This is a genomic window from Acrocarpospora corrugata (assembly GCF_009687845.1).
Lineage (GTDB): Bacteria > Actinomycetota > Actinomycetes > Streptosporangiales > Streptosporangiaceae > Acrocarpospora > Acrocarpospora corrugata.
In genome coordinates, this window is the sequence record NZ_BLAD01000073.1 from 17,038 (window position 1) to 36,311 (window position 19,274).

Here is a 19,274-nt window from a genome sequence, read left to right on the forward strand (position 1 = left end):
TCACTCCGCTCGCAGGACGTGGCCGACCCTGAGCCGGGCGGCGAACCGTCCGGGCCACGCGGCCAGCAGGTTGGCGGTGAGCAGCGACACCGGGGCGATCACCAGCAGCGCCCAGAACGCCACCGGCGGGTGGTAGGCGAACGGCCAGGTGTCCGCGACCAGCCGCCACAGCGTGCGGCCGGACGCCACCCCCAGCGGTATCCCGAACAGTAGCCCGATCGCGGCCAGCACCGACGCCTGGACGGCGACGATCCAGCGGGCCTGGCGGCGGGTCAGGCCGAGCGCGCGCATCACGGCCACCTCGTGGCTTCGGCGGCGGACGGCGGTGGCCAGCACGTGCCCGACCGCGCCGATCGCCAGCAGCGCCAGGAAACCGGCCAGGACGACCGGCAGGACGGACATGTCCTGGATCTGGGCCAGCTGGATCAGCGGCGCGGCGGGCTCGTAGCCGGCGAACTCGCCGCCGCGGACCTGGGTGACGGTCGGCATCAGGGATGCCGGGTCGACGCCGGGGCGTACGGCGTACAGGACCGAGTGGAACTTGAAGGTGTCGAAGAGCACGTCGAATCCGGCCTTGGTGACCAGGCCGCCCTCGAAGTAGTCGTTGTGCGCGCCCTCCGGCACGAAGCCGAGGCCGGTCACCCGGAAGGTGTCCCGGCCGGGGTCGCCGGTGAGCGGGAGCCGGTCGCCGACGTCCGCGCCGAGCAGCCGGGCCGTGCCCACGGCCAGCATGACCTCGCGGTCGCCGCGGGGGAGGCGGCCCTCGCTGAGGACGACGGGCAGCGCCTTCTCGCCCTGGTCGAAGGTGTGCAGGGCGACGGCGGTCCGGCCGGACTGGGCCACGCCGATCACGTCGTCGGTGACCCCGGTCACGTCGGGGCTGGCGGCGAGCGCCCGGCGGACCGCGTCGTCGGCGGGGACCTTGCCGTTGGCGGCCAGGTAGACCCCGGCCTGGGAGGTCTGGCCGAAACGCTCCGGGCGCTCGCCCGCGTCGGTGACGCCGGCCGCGAAGGTGAAGGCCGCCAGCACGCCGAACACGCCGGTGACCGTGCCGAGCAGGGCCGGCCGGACCGGGACGGAGCCGCGGCCCCGGCCTGGCTCCAGCGCGAAGCGGGTGCCGACCACGGCGGGCACCGGCAGGTTCGCCCGCGCGGCCAGCGCGGCCACGGCCGACCGGCGGGCCGGGCGCACGCCGAAGCCGCCCAGCGCCGACGTCGCGGACACCGCCGCCGCCAGCGCGACCAGCACCGGGACGGCCAGCGCCCCCGGGATCAGGACCAGCGCGTCGAAGTCGAGGCCCGGGTCGGGTTCCAGCAGGGCCGCCCCGCCGAGCGGCATCCAGTACGAGGCCGCGTACGCCACCCCGACGCCGAGCACCGCGCCCGCGGCGGCGGCCAGCACCGGGGCCAGCGAGGCGTTGCCGACGCCCTGCCGGGTGGTCATCCCGACCGCGCGCAGCCGGATCAGGTCGGCGGCGGTGGCGGCGGTGTACCGGGAGACCGACTGGCCGATCAGGATCAGCGCCGCCGCCAGCGCGGCCAGGCCGAAGGCGAGCAGCGTCAGCGACTGGAAGGCCACGAAGTCCTGCTCGCGGGTCTTCATGTCCTCGGCCGGCCACACGTCGATGCTGGACCGGCCCTCGGCCGCCGCCAGTTCACCCTTGAAGGCGGCCAGCCCCGCCGCGCCGTCGTGCAGGCGGACCAGGGCGTTGAACGGCACCAGCTCCTTGTGCCCGACCATGTTCGCCCGATATTTCGTGATAAGGCCGGGGCCGAAGATGACGTCGCCGCTGCCCGTGATGTGGTCGGAGAACCACGGAGAGCGGATCACCCCCACGATCCGCGCGATCACCCTCGGCCCGGTGAAGGGCACGTCGCCGCCCGGCCCCGCGTCCATCACCGCGTCGACCGCCTCCGGCGCCGTCAGCCGGACGGTGACGGTGTCGCCGACCCCCCGGCCCCACGTCTCCTCGAACTTCGGCAGGATCACCGCTTCGTCCGCCCGGCCGGGGTCGGGCAGCCGCCCCGCCAGCACGACCGGCTTCTCGATCGTCGTCCAGACGTTCCCGTCCCCGGGGATCGGCAGCTCAGGGCGCACCCCCTTCGGATCCTCGAACTCGTACCCGGGCGAGAGCGGGAAGGTCATCACCGCCGCCACCGACGGCAGCCCGCGGACCCGGTCCCAGTCGAACCCCGGCACCTGCGGCAGCACCACCGCGTCGAACGGCAGCGTCACCACCGTCAGGCGATCGATCGCCGACGCGCCGCGCCGCGCCCCCGCCACCGCCGCCAGCACCGTCCCGGCCGCGAACGCGATCAGCAACGCCAGCACCACCAGCGACCGCCACCGCCGCCGCACCTCAAGCCTGAGCCAAATCCCGGACATGCCCTACTCCACTCTCAGAATCATGCCGACCGGAAGTCGCGTGGCCCGGCGGGCTTCCAGGCGCAGCCACAGCGCGGTCACCGGTCTCACTCCGCCCGCAGGACGTGGGCCACGCGCGGCCGGGTGTGCAGGTGGGCCGGCCAGGCGGCCAGCAGATTGGCGACGAGCAACGCGGCGGGGCCGACCAGCAGCAGCGCCCACAGGGCCAGCGGCGGCTGGTAGAACAGCGGCGTCGAGTCGGCCACCACCCGCCACAGCACCCGGCCGAACGCGAAGCCCAGCGGGATGCCGAAGGCCAGGCCGACCAGGGCGAGCAGGGTGGCCTGGGCGAGCACGATGACCCGGGTCTGCGGCCGGGTCATGCCCAGCGCGCGCAGCACCGCCACCTCGTGCCGCCTGCGCCGGACCGCGGTGGCCAGCGCGTGGCCGACCGCGCCGACGGCGAGCAGGGCCAGGAATCCGGCCAGGACCATGGGGAGCGGCTGGACGTTCTGGATCTCCATCAGCTTGGCGGGCGGTTCCGGGGCCTCCAGGTCCACGTCGCCGCCGCCGGGGATGGCGGACGCGGTCGCCTTCAGCCGGGTGAGGACGATCTCCGGGTCGGCGTCCGCGCCGAAGGCGATCAGGGCGAGGTGGAACTTGTAGGAGTCGAAGAGCCGGTCGAAGCCGTCGAAGGAGATCACGCCGCCGTCGTCGTACTCGTTGTGCGACCCGGTCGGCACGAAGCCGATTCCGGTCACCCGGTACGGCTGCCGCCCCCTCGGCCCGGTGAGCGTCACGGTCTCCCCCACCTCCACGTTCAGCCGCCGGGCGGTGGACACGCCGAGCAGGGCCTCGTCGGGCGTGCGCGGGATCCGGCCGGACACCACGACCTGGTCGATGGGGGCGCCGGGGGAGCGGTAGCCGTACAGGGTGACGGAGATGTCGTCGCCGGCCTGGGCGACGCCGACCTTGGCCTCGGTGATCGAGCGCACGTCCGGGTCGGCGGCGACCGCGGCGACGACCGCGCCGGTGGCGGGGGTGCTCTGGCCGCCCAGGCCGAAGAAGGCGAAGGCGTGGTAGGTCTGGCCGTACCTGGCGGGGTTGACGGCGGCGTCGGCGACGCCGCCGGCGAAGGTGAAGGCGGCCAGCACGCCGAGCACGCCGGTCACCGAGCCGAGCAGAGCCGGCCGGACCGGCAAGGCCGCCGGGCCGCGTCCGCGCTCCAGCGCGAACCTGGCCCCGACGATGACCGGCACCGGCAGCCCGAGCCGTTTGGCGGCGGTAACGATGGCGGACCGGACCGGCCGCCTGGCCGGGTTCAGGTGCAGGGCGAGCCAGGCGGTCGTCCAGGCGGCCACCGTGACCAGCGCGATCGCGGCCAGCCCGCCGCCGAGCAGGACCGGCGGGTCCAGGCGGAGGCCGGGCGCGGGCTCGAACTGGGCGGCGGTGCCGATCGGCAGCCAGGCCGAGGACAGGTAGGCCGCGAAGCACCCGGCGACCGCCCCGGCGACCGCGGCCAGGGCCGGGCCCATGGCCGCGATGGCCGCCGCGCGCCGCCGGGTCAGGCCCATCGAGCGCAGGCTGTCGAGTTCGGCCACGGTGGCGGTGGCGTACCTGGCGACGGACTGGCCGACCAGCACGGTCGCGGCGGCCAGCGCGGCCACGGCGAAGGCGAGCAGGGCGGCGGCCTCGAAGCCGAGGACCTGGTCGTAGTGCGCGGTCGTGTCCGAGCGCCGCCACACGTCGATGTTCTGCTGGCCGGTGACCCGGGCGAGGGCCGCCTTGAAGGCGGGGATCGTAGCGTCGCCGCCGTTCAGGCGGACCAGGGCGTTGACGTAGCCGACGTGCGGCGACCCCAGGAAATTGTCGGCATATTTCGCGAAGAGGGCGGGCGAGCCGACGACGAAGCCGCTGCCGAGCGGGTCGGTGAACCAGGGCGACCTGACCACCCCGACGACCCGCGCCTCGATCGTCGGCCCGCGCAGTCCCGTCGCCATCGGGTTGATGCCGCCCGAGGTCTCCTCGACCGTGGGCAGTTGGAGCGTCACGCGGCTCCCGACGCCCTCGCCGGCCAGCGCCGGGTATCCGGCCGAGACGACGACCTCGTCCTCGCGGGCCGGATCGAACAGCCGGCCCGCGAGCAGCACCGGGCGCTCGACCGTCCGGAACACCTCGGCGTCGCCGGGCGGGAAGCTGGCGTAGATGCCGGGCTTGTCCGTCTTGACGTCGAAGCCGCCCACCACGAAGGTCGACACAGCCGCCACCTCGGGCAGCGCCCTGATCCGGTCCCAGTCGAAGTCCGGCTGGTTGGGCAGCACCACGATGTCGGCCGGGAGCGTTCCGACCAGCAGCCGCTGGTACGCGGACGCGCCGCGGCGGGCCCCCGCCGCCGCCGCGAGCACGGTCCCGGTGACGAAGGCGATCAGCAGGGCCAGCACCGCCAGCGACCGCCAGCGGCGGCGCACCTCCAGGCCGAGCCAGACCCGATGCAGGGTCAGCGCTCGGGTCCCTGCCCGGGTTCCTGGTCGGGTCACCGCTCGGATCACTTCTCCACCCGGCCGTCCCGCATCCGGATCGAGCGGGACGCGCCGGCCGCCACCTCGGGCGAGTGGGTGACCATGATGATCGTCTGCCCGTCCTCGTGCAGCCGCCGGAACAGTTCGAGCACCTCCAGACCGCCCTCGGAGTCGAGAGCGCCGGTGGGCTCGTCGGCCAGCAGCAGGCTCGGCTGGTTGACCAGCGCCCGCGCGATGGCCAGCCGCTGCCGCTGCCCGCCGGACAGCACCGCGGGCACCTGCTGCAGCCGGTCGCCCAGGCCCAGCAGGTCGAGCAGGTCCCTGGCCCTGGCCTCGGCGGCGCGCCGCTTCATCCCGCCGAGCACGCCCGGCAGCACCAGGTTGTCCAGCGCGGACACCCCGTCGAGCAGGTTGAAGAACTGGAACACGAAGCCGATGTGGTGCCGCCGGAACCGGGCCAGCCAGTCCTCGTCCCGGCCGTCCACCCGCTCGCCCGCCACCTCGATGGTGCCGTCGTCCACGCCGTCCAGACCGGCGATCACGTTGAGCAGGGTGGACTTGCCGCAGCCCGACGGGCCCATCACCGCGACGAACTCGCCCCGGCTCACGTCGAAGTCGACGCCGCGCAGCGCCCGGACCGGGGCCAGCTCGGCCTCGAAGGTCCGCCTGGCGCCGCGGATCCGGACGGCCGGGGCCTCCTCGGCGCCGTCGGGGGCGGGGGCGTCCACGGACAGTTCGGTTGCCATCAGAAATCCTCCGGGAGATGGAATGCCACCACGGGGGTGGAGCGGCCTTTGACGGCCCGGGGCCCGAGCGGCGCCCACGGCCAGGCGACGGCCGCGGCCAGCACGGTGTTCTCGGCCGCCACGGTGCCGGCCGGGCGGGCCATGTCCTGCATCCGCTGGGCCAGGTTCACGGTGTCGCCGACCAGCGTGTACTCCACCCGCTCCTCGCTGCCGAGCAGGGCCGCCGCCACCTCGCCGGTGCACAGGCCGATGCCCAGCCGGAACGGCGTGTGGCCGCCGTCGGCCCAGTCCTGGTTGAGCGCGTGCTGGCGGCGGTGCATGGCGCGGGCGGCCAGCACCGCGGAGCCGGCGTGCCCCGGGCGCGGGTCGGGCGCGCCGAACACGGCCATCACCGCGTCCCCGACGTACTGCATGACGGTGCCGCCCTCGCTCAGGATGGCCGCGTTCATGGCCCGGCGGTGCCCGTTCAGCTGCCCGGCCAGCACGGCCGGGTCGGTGTGCTCGGCGATCGCCGAGTAGCCGCGCACGTCGGACATGAGCACGGTGACGGTCAGCCGCTCGGTCCGGTCCATCCGGTCGGCCAGCAGCTTGTCGGCGACGCCGTGCGGCAGCAGCCGGGACAGCCGCTCGCCCTGCTCGTCCCGGCGCAGGATCGCGGTGTGCAGCATGCGCAGCCGCTTCAGCGCGCCCCTGCGCCCGGCCGACGCGCCCCGGGCCAGCTTCAGGAACAGCTGCTCGACCAGCGCGTTGACGGACTCGGGGCTGGCCTCGGCGGCGGCCGCGATGGCCTTCACCGAGCGGCCCTCGGCGACCTGCCTGAGCAGCTTCTCCTCGACCGGGGTGAGCTCGGAGGAGCGCGCGGGGGAGAGCAGGTCCTGGACGATCTGCGGGTCGATCATGGAGCCGCCCGCCGCCACCTCGCGGATCGCCCGGCCCAGCAGCCTGGCGTCGGCGACCCGGTCCTTGAGCAGGTACGCGTACCCGTCCGCGCCCTCGGCCAGGAGTTTGACCGCGTAGTCGGGGTCGTCGTACTGGCTGAGCACCACCACGCCGGTGCCGGGCAGCCGCCCGCGCACCTCCCTGGCCGCGTCGATGCCCTCGTCCTGGTACGTCGGCGGCATCCGGATATCGGTCACCAGCACCTGAGGGCGCAACTCCAGCGCCCGCCCGACCAGCTCGTCGTAGTCGGCGGCGACGCCGACCACCTCCAGGGCGAGGTCCCGGCGGAGCAGCGCGCGCACACCCTCCCGGACGATCAGGTTGTCGTCGGCGAGTAGCACTGTGATGCGGTCCACGCCTTGAATGTCCACCACCGAGGCGAACCGGGGATAGAGGGTTAGCCCCCTGTTGACCGGTGGTTACCGCCCTTGCCCGGCTTCCCCGCCTTTTCTAGGGTCGAATCCGGACCTGAGGAGGCCAGCATGCGTGTGCAGTCAGAGGTGACGTCCCTGTCCTGGATTCCGTCCGAGGCGGTGAAGGGCTACACCCGGACCATGTTCACCGCCGGGATCTCCCACTACGACGACCCGCCGCCCGCCCGGATCGAGGACCTGGAGGGCCTGCGGAAGGCCGACAGGTTCCGGTTCGCCAACCGGCTGCGCGTCTGGGCCGACTTCGAGGACGGCCAGGTGGTCGGGCACGGCGTGGACGGCGGCGGCCTGATGGGCTCCACCACCGTCCGGGTCGGTCCGCTCGGCGCCACCTTCGCCGCCGTCGGCCTGCCCGACCTGCGCGGCGGCGCCGAGATCGGGGACGGCTGGATCCGGGTCACCCAGTCGGCCGGCGGCCGGACCGCGCTGCCGTTCCCGCGCACCGCCGCCACCGCGCCGTTCGCCCGCTGGCAGTCCCCGCTGGTGTGGACCACGGTCGCGGTCACCCTGCACGCCGACGGCCGCCGCGAGATCGGCCTGACCGGGGCCAGCCCGTTCCCACGGCACTGGGTGTACGACGCCGACGGCGCGCTCAGCCTGAAGGCCGGGGTCACCGACTTCAAGGCGTGGGCGGCCCAGACCGCGACCCCGTGGGGCGCGGAGGACTCGCCGGTGGTGGTCACCGCCGCCGAGACGGCGCTGGAGCGCGAGCTGTCCCGGCTGATCATGCGCGGCGGGCGCCGCCCGCTGGTCCGCGAGCTGGCCGGCGGCCAGACCCTGGTCCGCCAGGGCGACCGCGGCGACTCGCTGTTCCTGCTGCTGGACGGCGTGCTCATGGTGGACGTGGACGGCCGCACCCTCGGCGAGCTCGGCCCCGGCGTGGTGCTGGGCGAGCGGGCGGTGCTGGAGACCGGGCACCGCACGGCCACCCTCACCGCCGTCACCCGGATCCGGGTCGCCGAGGCCACCGCCGACCTCATCGACCGGGCCGCCCTGGAGCACCTGGCGGCGGGTCACCGCCGCGAGGAGGAGGTGTGAGGCTCCTGCTGCTCGGCGTACGCGGCTCCACCCCGGCTCCGGGGCCCGAGTTCGTCCGCTACGGCGGGCACACCAGCTGTGTCGCGGTGCTGCCCGCCGGGGACGGGCCGGCGCTGGTGCTGGACGCCGGCACCGGCATCCGGCAGCTCCCCGGCCCTTTCCGCGGCCCGATCCTGCTCAGCCACCTGCACTGGGACCACGTCCAGGGCCTGCCGTTCAGCCGCGCAGTCGACCACCCGGACGCCCGGGTCGAGCTGGTCATCCCCGGCCCTGACCCGCTGGCCACGCTGACCAGGGCGATGTCCCCGCCGCACTTCCCGATCGAACCGGAGGGCCTGCTCGGCGACTGGACCTTCACCGGCTCCCGGCCGGTCCGCGAACTCGCCGGCCTGACCGTACGGCAGGCCGAGATCACCCACAAAGGCGGCGTCACCGTCGGCACCCGGCTCGAACACGGCGGCGCCTCGGTCGTCTACCTGCCCGACCACGCCCCCCAGCTGGGCTCCGCCGCCGCCGAGGAACTGGCGGCCGGCGCCGACCTGCTCATCCACGACGGCCAGTTCCGCCCCGAGGAACAGGCCCTGGCCGACGCCTACGGCCACGCCACCGTCACCGACGCGCTGGCCTTCGCCGAACGCTGCGGAGCCCGCCGCCTGCTGCTCACCCACCACGCCCCCGGCCGCACCGACGACCAGCTGGACGCGATGGCCAAGGAGTGGCCGGACGCCGAGTTCGCCCGGCAGGGCGCCACCGTCACACCTTCTGACCGGTCTCGCTCTCGTACGCGCTGAGCTGCTGTTCCAGCGCCTTCATCAGCTCGAAGACCTGCGCGGGAGGGATCCTGATCCGGCTGACGATCCGGGTGGGCACGCTCAGATACTGCGCGCCCGACGAGGGATCGTCGGCCAGCCCGGGCGGCCTGGTGATCACCGCGAAATCCAGAACGAACCCATCCTGGGTGTGCCAGACCGAAGCGAAATTGGCGTACTGCCCGGCTTCGACCTCGGCCGAGATGCTCACCTCAAGGCGGCTCTCCGGCTCCTGATTCAATTCTCATCCCTCCGGTCGCTTCCATGGTGCCCTGACCGGAGGTTTCCCGCGCAGGGTGACACGGGCTCACTTGAGTATCGACGGCAACGGCTGCCCGCCGCGCGCCTGAAGCATGCCCTTCATCAGGGTGATCTCCGCCGACTGGCCGTCCACGATGTGCTGCGCCATGGTCCTGACCTCACTTCGGCTGCTCAGCTTGAGCAGGCCCCTGGCCATGTCCACGCCGCCCTCGTGGTGGCGGATCATGAGCTGCAGGAAGAGCACCGCCGACGCGTCGCCGGTGGCGGCCCGCAGCTTGGCGAGCTCCTCGGGGGAGGCCATGCCGGGCATCACGCCCGGCGGGCCGTCGTGCCCGTGCCCCGCCATCCAGGTCATCGGCGGCTGGGTTGAGCTCTGCGGGAGCCCCCACTGGTCCAGCCAGCCCATGAAAATTCCACGCTGGGTGCTCTGCGTGTTGATGATGTCGTACGCGAGGGTGCGCAGCTCCTGGTCCGTGCTCGCGTCCCTGGCCACGAACGACATGTCCACCGCCTGGGCGTGGTGAACGGCCATGTCACGGGAGAAACCCGCCTCGGGGGAGAGCTCACCGGGCGTGCCCGACCTGGAGAGGGTCACGACGATCAGGGTGGCCGCGACGAGGACGGCCACCACCCCGAGGATCGGGAAGAGACGGAAAGGAGGGCTGTTCATCACTCTCAGGTTACTTGCGCGGGAGGATCAGTGAACCAAACGCCTAGCTATAACCACTATTCTCCATCCCAAATGTGATTGCGTGATGGAGGGTCGATGACCAAGGAAAAGGCGCAGGCACGGCGTGACCACCTGGCCCGCATGCGCGCCGAGCAGAAGCGCAAGGAACGCCGGATGGCGGTCCTGATGTGGGGCATCGGCGGTCTCGTCATCGCAATCGTGGTGGGCGCGGTGGGCTTCTACATCGTCCGGGAGGAGATGAACAAGTCCGAGGTGGAGAAGGCGGCGGCCCAGGCCGAGGCCGCGATGGCGCCCAAGGTGAAGAACTTCAAGTACACCGGCTCCCAGCACACCGGCATCAAGGTGAAGTACGCGGAGAGCCCCCCGGTGGGCGGTGAGCACAATTCGGCCTGGCAGAACTGCGGCATCTACAGCGAGCCGATCAACAATGAGACGGCCGTGCACTCGATGGAGCACGGCGCGGTCTGGATCACCTACCAGCCCGACCTGCCCGAGCCGGACATCGCCAAGCTGCGCACCCTGGCGTCCTCGGACTACATGCTGCTCAGCCCGTACCCCGGCCTGACGTCGAAGGTCGGGCTGTCGTCGTGGAACCACCAGCTGTTGGTGGACTCGGCGGACTCGCCGGACATCGCGGCGTTCATCCGGAAGTTCAAGCAGGGCCCGGACACGCCCGAGCGCGGCTCCCCCTGCACCGGCGGCGTCGACCAGACCGCCGCGGAGGCCGTGATCCCGGAGACCGCGCCGTCCGAGCAGCCGGCTCCGTCGGCGACGACCGGGACCGACGCGCCGGTCGCCACCCCGAGCGCGTCCTGACGGATCAGCCGGGCAGTTCCCCCAGGGGCATCCACGCCAGCCCGTGCGCTTCGGCCACGGGCAGGTTGGTGAGGTGCCCCTGGTGCGTGTTGAGGCCGCGCGCCAGCGCCTCGTCCGCGGCCAGCGCGGCCCGCCAGCCCCGGTTCGCGATCGCCAGCGCGTACGGCACGGTCACGTTGGTCAGCGCGTACGTGGAGGTGTGCGGGACCGCGCCCGGCATGTTGGCGACGCAGTAGAACACCGAGTCGTGCACCCGGTAGACCGGGTCGTCGTGGGTGGTCGGCCGGGAGTCCTCGAAACAGCCGCCCTGGTCGATGGAGATGTCCACCAGCACGGAGCCGCGCTTCATCCGGCTCACCAGGTCGTTGCCGACCAGCTTCGGGGCCCGCGCCCCCGCCACCAGCACCGCGCCGATCACCAGATCCGCGTCCAGCACCGCCCGCTCCACCTCGTACGCGTTGGACGCGACCGTCTTCCCGTGCCCCCGGTAGATCATGTCGGCCTGCCGGAGCTTCTCCGCGTCCCGGTCCAGCAGCAGCACCTCGGCCTGCATGCCGAGCGCGATCGCCGCCGCGTTCATCCCGGACACCCCGGCCCCGATCACCACCACCTTCGCCGCGTACACGCCCGGCACGCCGCCCATCAGCACGCCGCGCCCGCCGCCCTGCCGCATCAGGTGGTAGGCCCCGACCTGGGCCGCCAGCCGCCCGGCCACCTCCGACATCGGCGCAAGCAGCGGCAGCGCCCCGGAGGCGGTCTGCACCGTCTCGTAGGCGATCCCGGTCACGCCCGACTCCAGCATCGCCCGGGTGAGCCCCTCGGAGGCGGCCAGATGCAGGTAGGTGAACAGCACCTGCCCCTTCCGCATCCGCGGGTACTCGGCCGGCACGGGCTCCTTCACCTTGAGGATCAGGTCGCCCTCGGCCCACACCTCGTCCGCGCCGTCCAGCAGGGTGGCCCCGGCGGCGGCGAAGTCCGCGTCGGGGATGGCGGAGCCCGCGCCCGCGTCCCTCTCGATCAGGACCTGGTGGCCGTGGCGGACCAGCTCGTGCGCCCCGGCCGGGGTGAGCGCGACCCGGAACTCGTTGTTCTTGACCTCGCGTGGAACTCCGACCTTCATAACGGAGCTCTACCCCCCATACGGTGGGCAGCCGTGGGCAGTCTGCCAGGAGTTGGGATGGCTTGGTGACAGACTGTCATCTGATTACCGTGCGTTGGCAGACCTCGATAGGCTCTGCGGGCGATGGTAGGGATCGAGGTCGGAATGTATGACACGCCGGTGCCGGGCGCGGCCGAACCGGCGCCTCAGGACGGCGCGGGGGGACCGGGCGGGCCGGGCGGGCCGGGCGGGCCGATGGGTCCGGGCGGGCCCGCGGGACCGGGCGTTCCCGGGCCGCCGCAGGCGACAAAACGCACCACCGTGGCGCTGACCGTCGCGCTGGTCCTGGTGGTGGTGATGAGCGGGGTGCTGGCCACGGTCGCGGTGCTGATGACCCGCAATCCGGACGCGCCGCCGCTGTCCAGCACCACGCTGCGCCGCCTGGCCACGCCGATGCACTTCGCGCCGGTGGTCGGGGTCATGCCGGGGCCGTGCGCGGGCGCGGAGGCGGTGCCCGACGACACGGGGGCGCAGTGCTACCAGCTGGCGCCCGGGGTAACTGTCGCGGTGGTGCAGAAGATCGAGTCGGTCGCCGAGGACGACGGCACCTACGCGGTCCGGGTGGTGCTCGCGCCGGACAGCCGCGACCAGATCGCCGACCTGACCAGGGAGACGGTCGAGCAGCAGCTGGCCATCGTGGTGTCCGACAAGGTGGTGGCCGCCCCCCGGGTGGCGCAGGAGATCACCGGGGACAGCCTGAGCATCGCCGGGTTCACCCAGCCGGAGGCCGTGGCCGTGCTGGCCCGCCTGAGCGGCCCCGCGGGCGCATCGCCGCCCCCGGCGCAGCCCCCCGGCGCGGTGACACCCCCGCCCGTCACCGACCCCGCCGCGAGCAATCCCGCCCCGATCGACTCGCTGGCCCCCAACCCGCTCCCGTCCAGCCCCGTGACCAACGGCACCGCCCCGGCCGCGACGACCGGCGGAAACGGCGGCACGGGCGCGATGACCAGGTACGCCAGCTGCCAGGAGGCCATCGCGGCGGGCGGCGGCCCGTACCACAAGGGCACCCACCCGCAGTACGCGTGGTACGTCGACAAGGACGCCGACGGCATCGCCTGCGACCCGGACGACCTCTAACCGGCGAGCGCGGAACCGGCCAGGGCGATGTCGTCCGGCCGGATCGGCACCCGCGCCAGGGCGAGCCCGGTGGCGTTCCGCACCGCGGCGGCGATGGCCGGCGTGGACGACAGCGTCGGCGGCTCACCGGCGCCCCGCAACCCGTACGGCGCGTGCGGATCCGGGTTCTCCAGGATGGACAGCCGCATCGGCGGCATATCCAGAATCGTCGGAATCAAATAGTCGGTGAACGACGGGTTCAGCACCTTCCCGTCCCGGACCTGGATCTCCTCCATCAGCGCCAGCCCCAGCCCCTGCGCCGTCCCCCCGTGGATCTGCCCCTCCAGCGCCAGCGGATTCATGATCCGCCCCACGTCCTGCACCGCCGCCAGCTCCACCACCTTGACCAGGCCCAGCTCCACGTCCACGTCCACCACCGCGCGGTGCACGCACAGCGCCAGCTGGGTGTGCGAGTCGCCCTGCCCGGTCACCGGGTCCATCGGGAAGGTGGGCCGGTGCCGGTACTCCCTGGTCTCCTCGACCGGCCCGGCCGCCAGCACCTCCGCCAGCGAGGCGCCGCCCGCCCGCAGCTTGTCCAGCCGCTCCCTGACCGCTTCACAGGCCGCCTTGACCGCGCCCCCGGTCACGTACGACTGCCGCGACGCCGACGAGGAGCCGGCCGAGCCCACCGTGGTGTCGGCCGGCACGATCGTCACCCGGTCGATGCCCAGCTCGGTCCTGGCGATCTGACTCTTGACCATGATCAGCCCCTGGCCGACCTCGGCCGCCGCCGTGTGCACCAGCACGTGCGGCTCGCCGCCGAGCAGCTCGACCCGGACCCGGGCGGTGGAGTAGTCGTCGAACCCCTCGGAGAAGCAGATGTTCTTGATCCCGACCCCGTAGCCGATGCCCCGGCGCACGCCCTCGCCGTGCGTGGTCTGGGCCACCCCGCCGGGCAGCGCGCGCAGATCGGTCGAGCCGGGCCCCGGCAGCGGCATCGCGGCCAGTTCGCGCAGCATCCCGGCCAGCGGCGCCGGCGTGTCCACCACCTGGCCGGTGGCCAGCCTGGAGCCCTGGGAGACCGCGTTCCTGATCCGGATCTCGACGGGGGAGAGCCCGCACGCCTCGGCCAGCCGGTCCATCTGCGACTCGTACGCGAAGCAGGCCTGGACCGCGCCGAAGCCGCGCATCGCCCCGCAGGGCGGATTGTTGGTGTAGGTCCCGTACGCGTCGATCCAGACGTTGTCCACCTCGTACGGGCCGACCCCCAGCGAAGCCGCGTTGCCGACCACGGCGGGGGAGGAGGAGGTGTAGGCGCCGCCGTCCAGGACGATCTCGGCCCGGACGTACACCAGCATGCCGTCGGCGGTGGCACCGTGCTCGTAGCGCATCCAGGCCGGGTGCCGGTGCACGTGGCCGAAGAAGGACTCCTCCCGGCCGTACACGATCTTGATGGGCTTGCCGGTGCGCAGGGCCAGCATCGAGGCGTGGATCTGCATGGACAGGTCCTCGCGGGCGCCGAACGCGCCGCCGACCCCGGCCAGGGTGAGGCGGACCTTCTCCTTCGGCAGGCCGAGGCAGGGCGCGACCTGGTCCTGGTCGACGTGCAGCCACTGGGTGGCGACGTAGAGATCCACGCCGCCGTCCTCGGCGGGCACGGCCAGGCCGGACTCCGGGCCCAGGAAGGCCTGGTCCTGCATGCCGACCTCGTACTCGGCGGTCACCACCACGTCGGCGGTGAACCGGTCGCCGACCCGGACCGGCTGGTGCCTGACCACGTTGCCGTGCGGGTTCACCTGCGGGCAGGCCGGGTCGAAGGCGGCCTGGCGCGGGTCGGTGACCGCCTCCCGCAGCTCGTAGCCGACCACGATGGCGTCGGCGGCCCTGCGGGCGGTCTCCGGGTGGTCGGCGGCCACCAGGGCCACCGGCTCGCCCTGGTAGCGCACCTGGTCGATGGCGAGCACCGGCTGGTCCTTGTGCTCCAGGCCGTAGAACTTGACGCCGGGGACGTCCTGGTGGGTGAGCACGGCGAAGACGCCGGGCATGGCCAGCGCAGGGCCGACGTCGATCGACCTGATCCAGGCCGACGGGTGCGGGCTGCGCAGGGTGGCGCCCCAGAGCATGCCGTCCAGCCACAGGTCGGAGGAGTAGGCGAACTCACCGGTGACCTTCAGCGTCCCGTCCGGACGCAGCAGGCTCTGGCCGACGCCCTGGACTTGCCCGGTGGCGATACTCATGAGCCGAGTACATCAGCCCAGCTCACGGACGGCCTAGTGGCGTCGCCATGAAACGCGGGGAGGCCCGGCGCGAGCGCCTTGTAGATTCGTCCAAATAGTCTGGGCGCGTGCTGATACGCGATCTGCTCGCGCTCGACGAACTGCGGCTCATCCTGCTCACCGGGGAGACCCAGGCCGAGATCACCGGCGCGCTCATCACCGACCTGCCCGACCCCGCCCGATACCTGGCCGGCGGCGAGCTCGTGCTCACCGGGATGATGTGGCGGCAGGACCCCGCCGACTCGCGGCGGTTCGTCGACATCCTGGTCCGCGGCCGTGTCTCCGCGCTGGCCGCAGGGGACGCCCGGCTCGGCCACATCCCCGCCGACCTGCTGGACGCCTGCCGGGAGCGCGGCCTGCCGCTGATCGAGGTGCCGATCGAGGTGTCCTTCGGCGCGGTCACCGAGGCCGTCACCCGCCGCCTGGCCGGCGCGCAGGCCGGCGACCTGCGCCGCGCGCTCGGGCGGCACCGGCGGATCGTGGCGGCCGTGGCCGAGGGCGCGGGGCTGACCGAGCTGTGCGAGCTGATGTCGGCCGAACTCGGCGTCGCGGGCGCGGTCATCTCGGCCGCGGGGACGATCATCGCCGGGTCCCTGCCGGTCGCCGACGCCGGGCGGCTGGCCCGGGAGTTCCTCGGTGCGGTACGGCTGCCGCTGGTGACCGCGGGGCCGTACACGATCTTCGCGGTGGACCGGGCGCACCGGGCCGCCGGCTGGGCGCTGGTCTGCGGCGGCGACCTCGACCCGGAGATCGGCTACGAGCTGGCCTCGTGCGTGGCGCTGGCGCGGACCCGGATGGAGGGGGGCCGCCGGGTCGAGCGTCGGCTGGCAGAACAACTCATCGCGCTCGCCACCGCCGGGACCGCCGACCGGTCGGAGCTGTCGGCCCGGCTGCGCACCTGCGGCATCGACGCGGGGGAGCCGTACGCGGTGGTGTCGGCCAGTGTGCGCGAGCAGGGCGTGGATCCGGCCGTGCTGGGCGGGCAGGTGGTGGAGGAGCTGATGGACCGCCGGGTGGTCGCCGCCGCGGCGGCCGATGGCGCGATCGCGCTGGTGCCGCTCCGGGAGGGGACCGCCGACGAGGTGGCGGCCATGCTGAAGGCCCGGGTGGCCGCGCTGCCGGGGGTGGCGGTGGCGATCGGGGTGAGTGCCGCGCTGACCGGGTCGGCGGCCGTGCGCGGGGGTGTCGAGGAGGCCGGGCACGCGCGCCGGATGGCGGAGGCGCGGGGTGGCGGAGTGGTCACCAGCGCGGAGATCTATACGCACGCGCTGTTGCTGGCGACCGTTCCCGGTGACGTTCGCAGATCATTTTCCGAACGGCTGCTGGCGCCGCTCTTCGCGTACGACAGAAAACATCAGGCGGATCTTGTCCGTACCCTCGGGACTTTTCTTGATTGTGCAGGTTCCTGGAACACTTGCGCCGAGCATCTGCACGTGCATGTGAACACGGTGCGATATCGCATTCGGCGGGTCGAGGAATTGACGGGAAAAGATCTCTCCGCGATGGCAGATCGAGTAGACCTTTATCTCGCGCTCCGGGCGTCCTGAATTCGATTTTCTCGATCATGTCACGCGGTGTGCCCGGTTGGTGACAAGATGTGGTGGGGCTTCCTGACAACAGTCAGGCGGCGCTCTCTGGAAGATTCCAGAAAGCGCCGCCACAATGGAGCCGACTACCTTGTCAAGCTGGTCCGAAAGGGGGTGGCCGCGGAGTGAACCCTCTTGGCGAGAGATGCGGCCGGGCCCTGCTCGGCCCGCGGGTTCAGGTCGGCCTTCGGCCGCCGCGCTCTAGGCGGCCATCGGTCAACCACAACCCTTCACGTTTACACATGTCCGGCGCAGGTGCCGCGCCGGTGTCCGGAACCGGACAACACGCTTCCCTCCTCGCGGAGGTCCGTGATCTTGCCTTGCCCCTGGATGTGCCTGTGAGCTGCCTCTGAACACACCAAGTCTTGCCGTCTTCACACGCTGAGCGTGTAACGAATCAGCAGCAGTAGATGTACTGCGGCTGCGGTCGTGAAGACGGGGCGGCGCCTGCGGTCGTAGCATTTGACGCAACAGCCACTCCGGCTGTGATCAATACAGCTAAGACAGAGACGGCGAGGCGGCGTTTCATGGGGGGTACTCCCGTCGGTGTTTGGTTGTGGGGCCTACATCTTCTCAAGGGGTGCATGTGACCAGTCAAGATTTGGTGGGCCAGCGGATTAAAACAATCCGGCGCCAACGCGGTCTCTCTCAGGCCCAGCTTGCCCACCCCGAATTGTCAGACTCATACGTCTCACTCATCGAGAGTGGTAAGCGTACGCCAACTCCTGCCGTTCTGGAGTTGCTTGCGCAGAAGCTGGACTGTTCGTTGACCTATCTTGTCAATGGGGTCACCGCCGAACAGATGGAAGAACTCGATCTCGGTCTGCGTTTCGCCCGGCTGGCGCTGGAGAACGGCGAGGTTACCGAGGCCCGGCGACGGTATCAGGAGTTGCTGGAGGACAAGAGCATCGTCGGACTGTCCTCGCTCCGGCAGGACGCGCAGTTCGGCTACGCCCTCGCCGTCGAGGCCTGCGGCGACCTCAGCGAGGCGATCCGGGTCCTCAACACGCTGATGGACACCGAGACGGAGTCGCAGACGCCGTCCCGCCGGGTGGCCATCGCCATCGCGCTGTGCCGCTGCTACCGCGAGTGCGGCGACTTCCAGGAAGGCGTGAGCGTCGGCGAGCGCATGCTCGGCGCGACCGCCCGCCCGAACTGGAGCGACGATCTCGTCGAACTCGGCTCCACCCTGCTCTCGGTCTACATCGAGCGCGGCGACCTGCTCAGGGCCCGCCAGTTCGCCACCGAGCTGCTGTCCGCGGCGGAGACCCTCGGCACCCCCCGGTCGATCGTCGCCGCCTGCTGGAACGCGGCCATGGCCGCCGAGCAGATCGGCTTCGGCGAGGAGGCCATGTCGCTGATCGAGCGCGCCCTGGCCATCCAGTCCGAGAACGGCGGCCCGCGCAACCTGGCCAGGCTCCGCGGCGGCTACGCCAAACTGCTGCTCCAGGTCCGCCCCGCCGAGGCCGAGGCCGCCCGCGATCTCGCGCTGCGCTCCATGCGGGAGCTCAAGGAATCCTCCTCGGGCCTCGCCGACATCATCCACTGCTCGCTGTACCTGGCCCGCGCCGAGCTCGCCCTGGGCGACCTGGACGCCGCGCTCACCTACGCGCAGCAGGCCATGGACCTGGTCGGCGAGGGCAACCGCACCCTGCACTCCGAGGTGCACCTGCTGCTCGGGCAGATCTACTTCATGCAGCGCAGGGACGAGGCCTGCGCCACCGAGCTGTCGGTGGCCGGGGAGTCCCTCAAGCACCTGTCCGCCACCCGCAAGGTCGCCGAGAGCTGGCAGCACGCGGCCGACACGATGGCCCAGCTGGGCGACCACGACGCGAGTGTGGACGCCTACCAGCGGGCACTCACCTGCGTCGGGCTCTGAGCGGGCGACAACAGGAGCGACGACGGGATGACGGACGGCGTGACGACGGGAAGGGAGACGGCGAGGTAGGGAGCGGGCGCGTGCGTCGGTAGCCTGGGGACGCCATGAAGACATCCCCACTCGCCGCCGCGCTGGCCTTCCTCGCCATCCTCCTGTCCGGCACGGCTCCCGCGTACGCGCACACCTCGTTGCGGATCAGCGATCCGCAGCGCGGCGCCCAGCTTGCGGCGCTGAAGAAGGTGACCCTGGAGTTCACCGAGTCGGTGCGCTTCCCCGTCGTGATCGTCACGGGCCCGGACGGGCTGCGCTACGAGGACGGCAGGCCCCGAGTCGACGGCCCGAAGGTCCTCCAGGACGTCGGCCCCCAGCTGCCCGGCGGGGCTTACACGATCGCCTACCGGGTGGTGTCCCGGGACGGGCATCCCGTCGAGGGCGAGATCCCCTTCAAGCTCGACCCGCCGCCTTCCCCCAGCCTGACCGCGCCGTCGGTCACGCCGGTCGTGGCGGCGCCCAGTAGCCCGCCGGCGGAGACGACGGAATCGCCGTCGGTGCCCGGCTGGGTGTGGATTGTGGTGTTCGGCGTGGCGGGCATCGGCATCGGGATGGTTTTCAGCATGCGGAAAAAGCCGTGACTCCGGGACCGGCGCGGGAGTTGACGGTTATGGCGGGGCGGACTGTGATGGCTGGGGCGGTAGCCGTACGGG

15 protein-coding genes are annotated in these 19,274 nt (G+C 72.4%); 7 read left to right on the top strand and 8 right to left on the bottom strand.

What is annotated here, in order from left to right; all coding sequences use genetic code 11:
- The 4 genes from Acor_RS29080 to Acor_RS29095 all read right to left on the bottom strand — a co-directional run bounded on the left by Acor_RS29080 (position 1) and on the right by Acor_RS29095 (position 6,924).
- The gene (locus tag Acor_RS29080; protein ID WP_155339954.1) at positions 1-2,385 is read right to left on the bottom strand and encodes an ABC transporter permease; all 2,385 of its coding nucleotides are present in this window, start codon (positions 2,383-2,385) and stop codon (positions 1-3) included.
- An 86-nt stretch (positions 2,386-2,471) separates the two neighbouring features.
- Complete coding sequence (locus tag Acor_RS29085) at positions 2,472-4,901, bottom strand: ABC transporter permease (RefSeq protein ID WP_155339955.1); 2,430 nt, start codon at positions 4,899-4,901, stop codon at positions 2,472-2,474.
- Between the two features lie 8 nt (positions 4,902-4,909).
- Complete coding sequence (locus Acor_RS29090; protein WP_155339956.1) at positions 4,910-5,629, bottom strand: ABC transporter ATP-binding protein; 720 nt, start codon at positions 5,627-5,629, stop codon at positions 4,910-4,912.
- Positions 5,629-6,924: an adenylate/guanylate cyclase domain-containing protein gene (locus tag Acor_RS29095; RefSeq protein ID WP_218034546.1), complete on the bottom strand. Its 1,296-nt coding sequence runs from the start codon at positions 6,922-6,924 to the stop codon at positions 5,629-5,631. Before Acor_RS29095 ends, Acor_RS29090 begins: the two co-directional genes overlap by 1 nt.
- Before the next feature lie 126 nt (positions 6,925-7,050).
- Here Acor_RS29095 and Acor_RS29100 point away from each other — a divergent pair, with 126 nt between their 5' ends.
- Both Acor_RS29100 and Acor_RS29105 read left to right on the top strand, forming a co-directional pair.
- Positions 7,051-8,037 carry a cyclic nucleotide-binding domain-containing protein gene (locus tag Acor_RS29100; protein ID WP_155339957.1) on the top strand — a complete coding sequence of 329 codons (987 nt, stop codon included), beginning with the start codon at positions 7,051-7,053 and terminating at the stop codon, positions 8,035-8,037.
- Positions 8,034-8,828 (top strand): MBL fold metallo-hydrolase, encoded by a 795-nt coding sequence (locus tag Acor_RS29105; RefSeq protein ID WP_155339958.1) that lies wholly within the window; start codon positions 8,034-8,036, stop codon positions 8,826-8,828. Before Acor_RS29100 ends, Acor_RS29105 begins: the two co-directional genes overlap by 4 nt.
- Here the strand turns inward: Acor_RS29105 and Acor_RS29110 are convergent.
- Together Acor_RS29110 and Acor_RS29115 are read right to left on the bottom strand one after the other, a co-directional pair.
- Positions 8,791-9,087 (bottom strand): DUF3467 domain-containing protein, encoded by a 297-nt coding sequence (locus Acor_RS29110; protein WP_155339959.1) that lies wholly within the window; start codon positions 9,085-9,087, stop codon positions 8,791-8,793. The two genes, Acor_RS29105 and Acor_RS29110, sit on opposite strands and share 38 nt — an antisense overlap.
- A 66-nt stretch (positions 9,088-9,153) precedes the next feature.
- Positions 9,154-9,777 (bottom strand): DUF305 domain-containing protein, encoded by a 624-nt coding sequence (locus tag Acor_RS29115; protein WP_155339960.1) that lies wholly within the window; start codon positions 9,775-9,777, stop codon positions 9,154-9,156.
- 96 nt (positions 9,778-9,873) lie between these two features.
- Here Acor_RS29115 and Acor_RS29120 point away from each other — a divergent pair, with 96 nt between their 5' ends.
- Positions 9,874-10,614: a DUF3105 domain-containing protein gene (locus tag Acor_RS29120; RefSeq protein ID WP_155339961.1), complete on the top strand. Its 741-nt coding sequence runs from the start codon at positions 9,874-9,876 to the stop codon at positions 10,612-10,614.
- 4 nt (positions 10,615-10,618) lie between these two features.
- Here the strand turns inward: Acor_RS29120 and ald are convergent, their stop codons facing one another.
- Complete coding sequence (gene ald, locus Acor_RS29125; RefSeq protein WP_155339962.1) at positions 10,619-11,734, bottom strand: alanine dehydrogenase; 1,116 nt, start codon at positions 11,732-11,734, stop codon at positions 10,619-10,621.
- A 144-nt stretch (positions 11,735-11,878) separates the two neighbouring features.
- On the opposite strand from ald, the gene Acor_RS29130 reads away from it, so the two are divergent.
- Positions 11,879-12,850 (top strand): excalibur calcium-binding domain-containing protein, encoded by a 972-nt coding sequence (locus Acor_RS29130; protein WP_155339963.1) that lies wholly within the window; start codon positions 11,879-11,881, stop codon positions 12,848-12,850.
- On the opposite strand, the gene Acor_RS29135 is transcribed toward Acor_RS29130, so the two are convergent.
- On the bottom strand, positions 12,847-15,066 hold the full coding sequence (locus Acor_RS29135; protein ID WP_174876211.1) for a xanthine dehydrogenase family protein molybdopterin-binding subunit: 2,220 nt from the start codon (positions 15,064-15,066) through the stop codon (positions 12,847-12,849). The two genes, Acor_RS29130 and Acor_RS29135, sit on opposite strands and share 4 nt — an antisense overlap.
- A 107-nt stretch (positions 15,067-15,173) precedes the next feature.
- Here Acor_RS29135 and Acor_RS29140 point away from each other — a divergent pair, with 107 nt between their 5' ends.
- From Acor_RS29140 to Acor_RS29150, 3 genes are all read left to right on the top strand, one after another.
- Entirely contained in the window at positions 15,174-16,652 is a 1,479-nt protein-coding gene (locus tag Acor_RS29140) for a PucR family transcriptional regulator (RefSeq protein ID WP_155339964.1), read from the top strand.
- Between the two features lie 643 nt (positions 16,653-17,295).
- The gene (locus Acor_RS29145; protein ID WP_246239268.1) at positions 17,296-18,570 is read left to right on the top strand and encodes a helix-turn-helix domain-containing protein; all 1,275 of its coding nucleotides are present in this window, start codon (positions 17,296-17,298) and stop codon (positions 18,568-18,570) included.
- 104 nt (positions 18,571-18,674) lie between these two features.
- A complete protein-coding gene (locus tag Acor_RS29150) occupies positions 18,675-19,202 on the top strand; it encodes a copper resistance CopC family protein (RefSeq protein WP_155339966.1) in 528 nt (175 codons plus the stop codon).
- Positions 19,203-19,274: the final 72 nt, after the last annotated feature.

Coding starts and splice junctions, on each gene's coding strand:
- Acor_RS29090 (WP_155339956.1), bottom strand. CDS start 5,629: ATGGCAACCGAACTGTCCGTGGACGCCCCCGCCCCCGACGGCGCCGAG.
- Acor_RS29100 (WP_155339957.1), top strand. CDS start 7,051: ATGCGTGTGCAGTCAGAGGTGACGTCCCTGTCCTGGATTCCGTCCGAG.
- Acor_RS29150 (WP_155339966.1), top strand. CDS start 18,675: ATGAAGACATCCCCACTCGCCGCCGCGCTGGCCTTCCTCGCCATCCTC.
- Acor_RS29135 (WP_174876211.1), bottom strand. CDS start 15,066: ATGAGTATCGCCACCGGGCAAGTCCAGGGCGTCGGCCAGAGCCTGCTG.
- ald (WP_155339962.1), bottom strand. CDS start 11,734: ATGAAGGTCGGAGTTCCACGCGAGGTCAAGAACAACGAGTTCCGGGTC.
- Acor_RS29080 (WP_155339954.1), bottom strand. CDS start 2,385: ATGTCCGGGATTTGGCTCAGGCTTGAGGTGCGGCGGCGGTGGCGGTCG.
- Acor_RS29115 (WP_155339960.1), bottom strand. CDS start 9,777: ATGAACAGCCCTCCTTTCCGTCTCTTCCCGATCCTCGGGGTGGTGGCC.
- Acor_RS29130 (WP_155339963.1), top strand. CDS start 11,879: ATGTATGACACGCCGGTGCCGGGCGCGGCCGAACCGGCGCCTCAGGAC.
- Acor_RS29120 (WP_155339961.1), top strand. CDS start 9,874: ATGACCAAGGAAAAGGCGCAGGCACGGCGTGACCACCTGGCCCGCATG.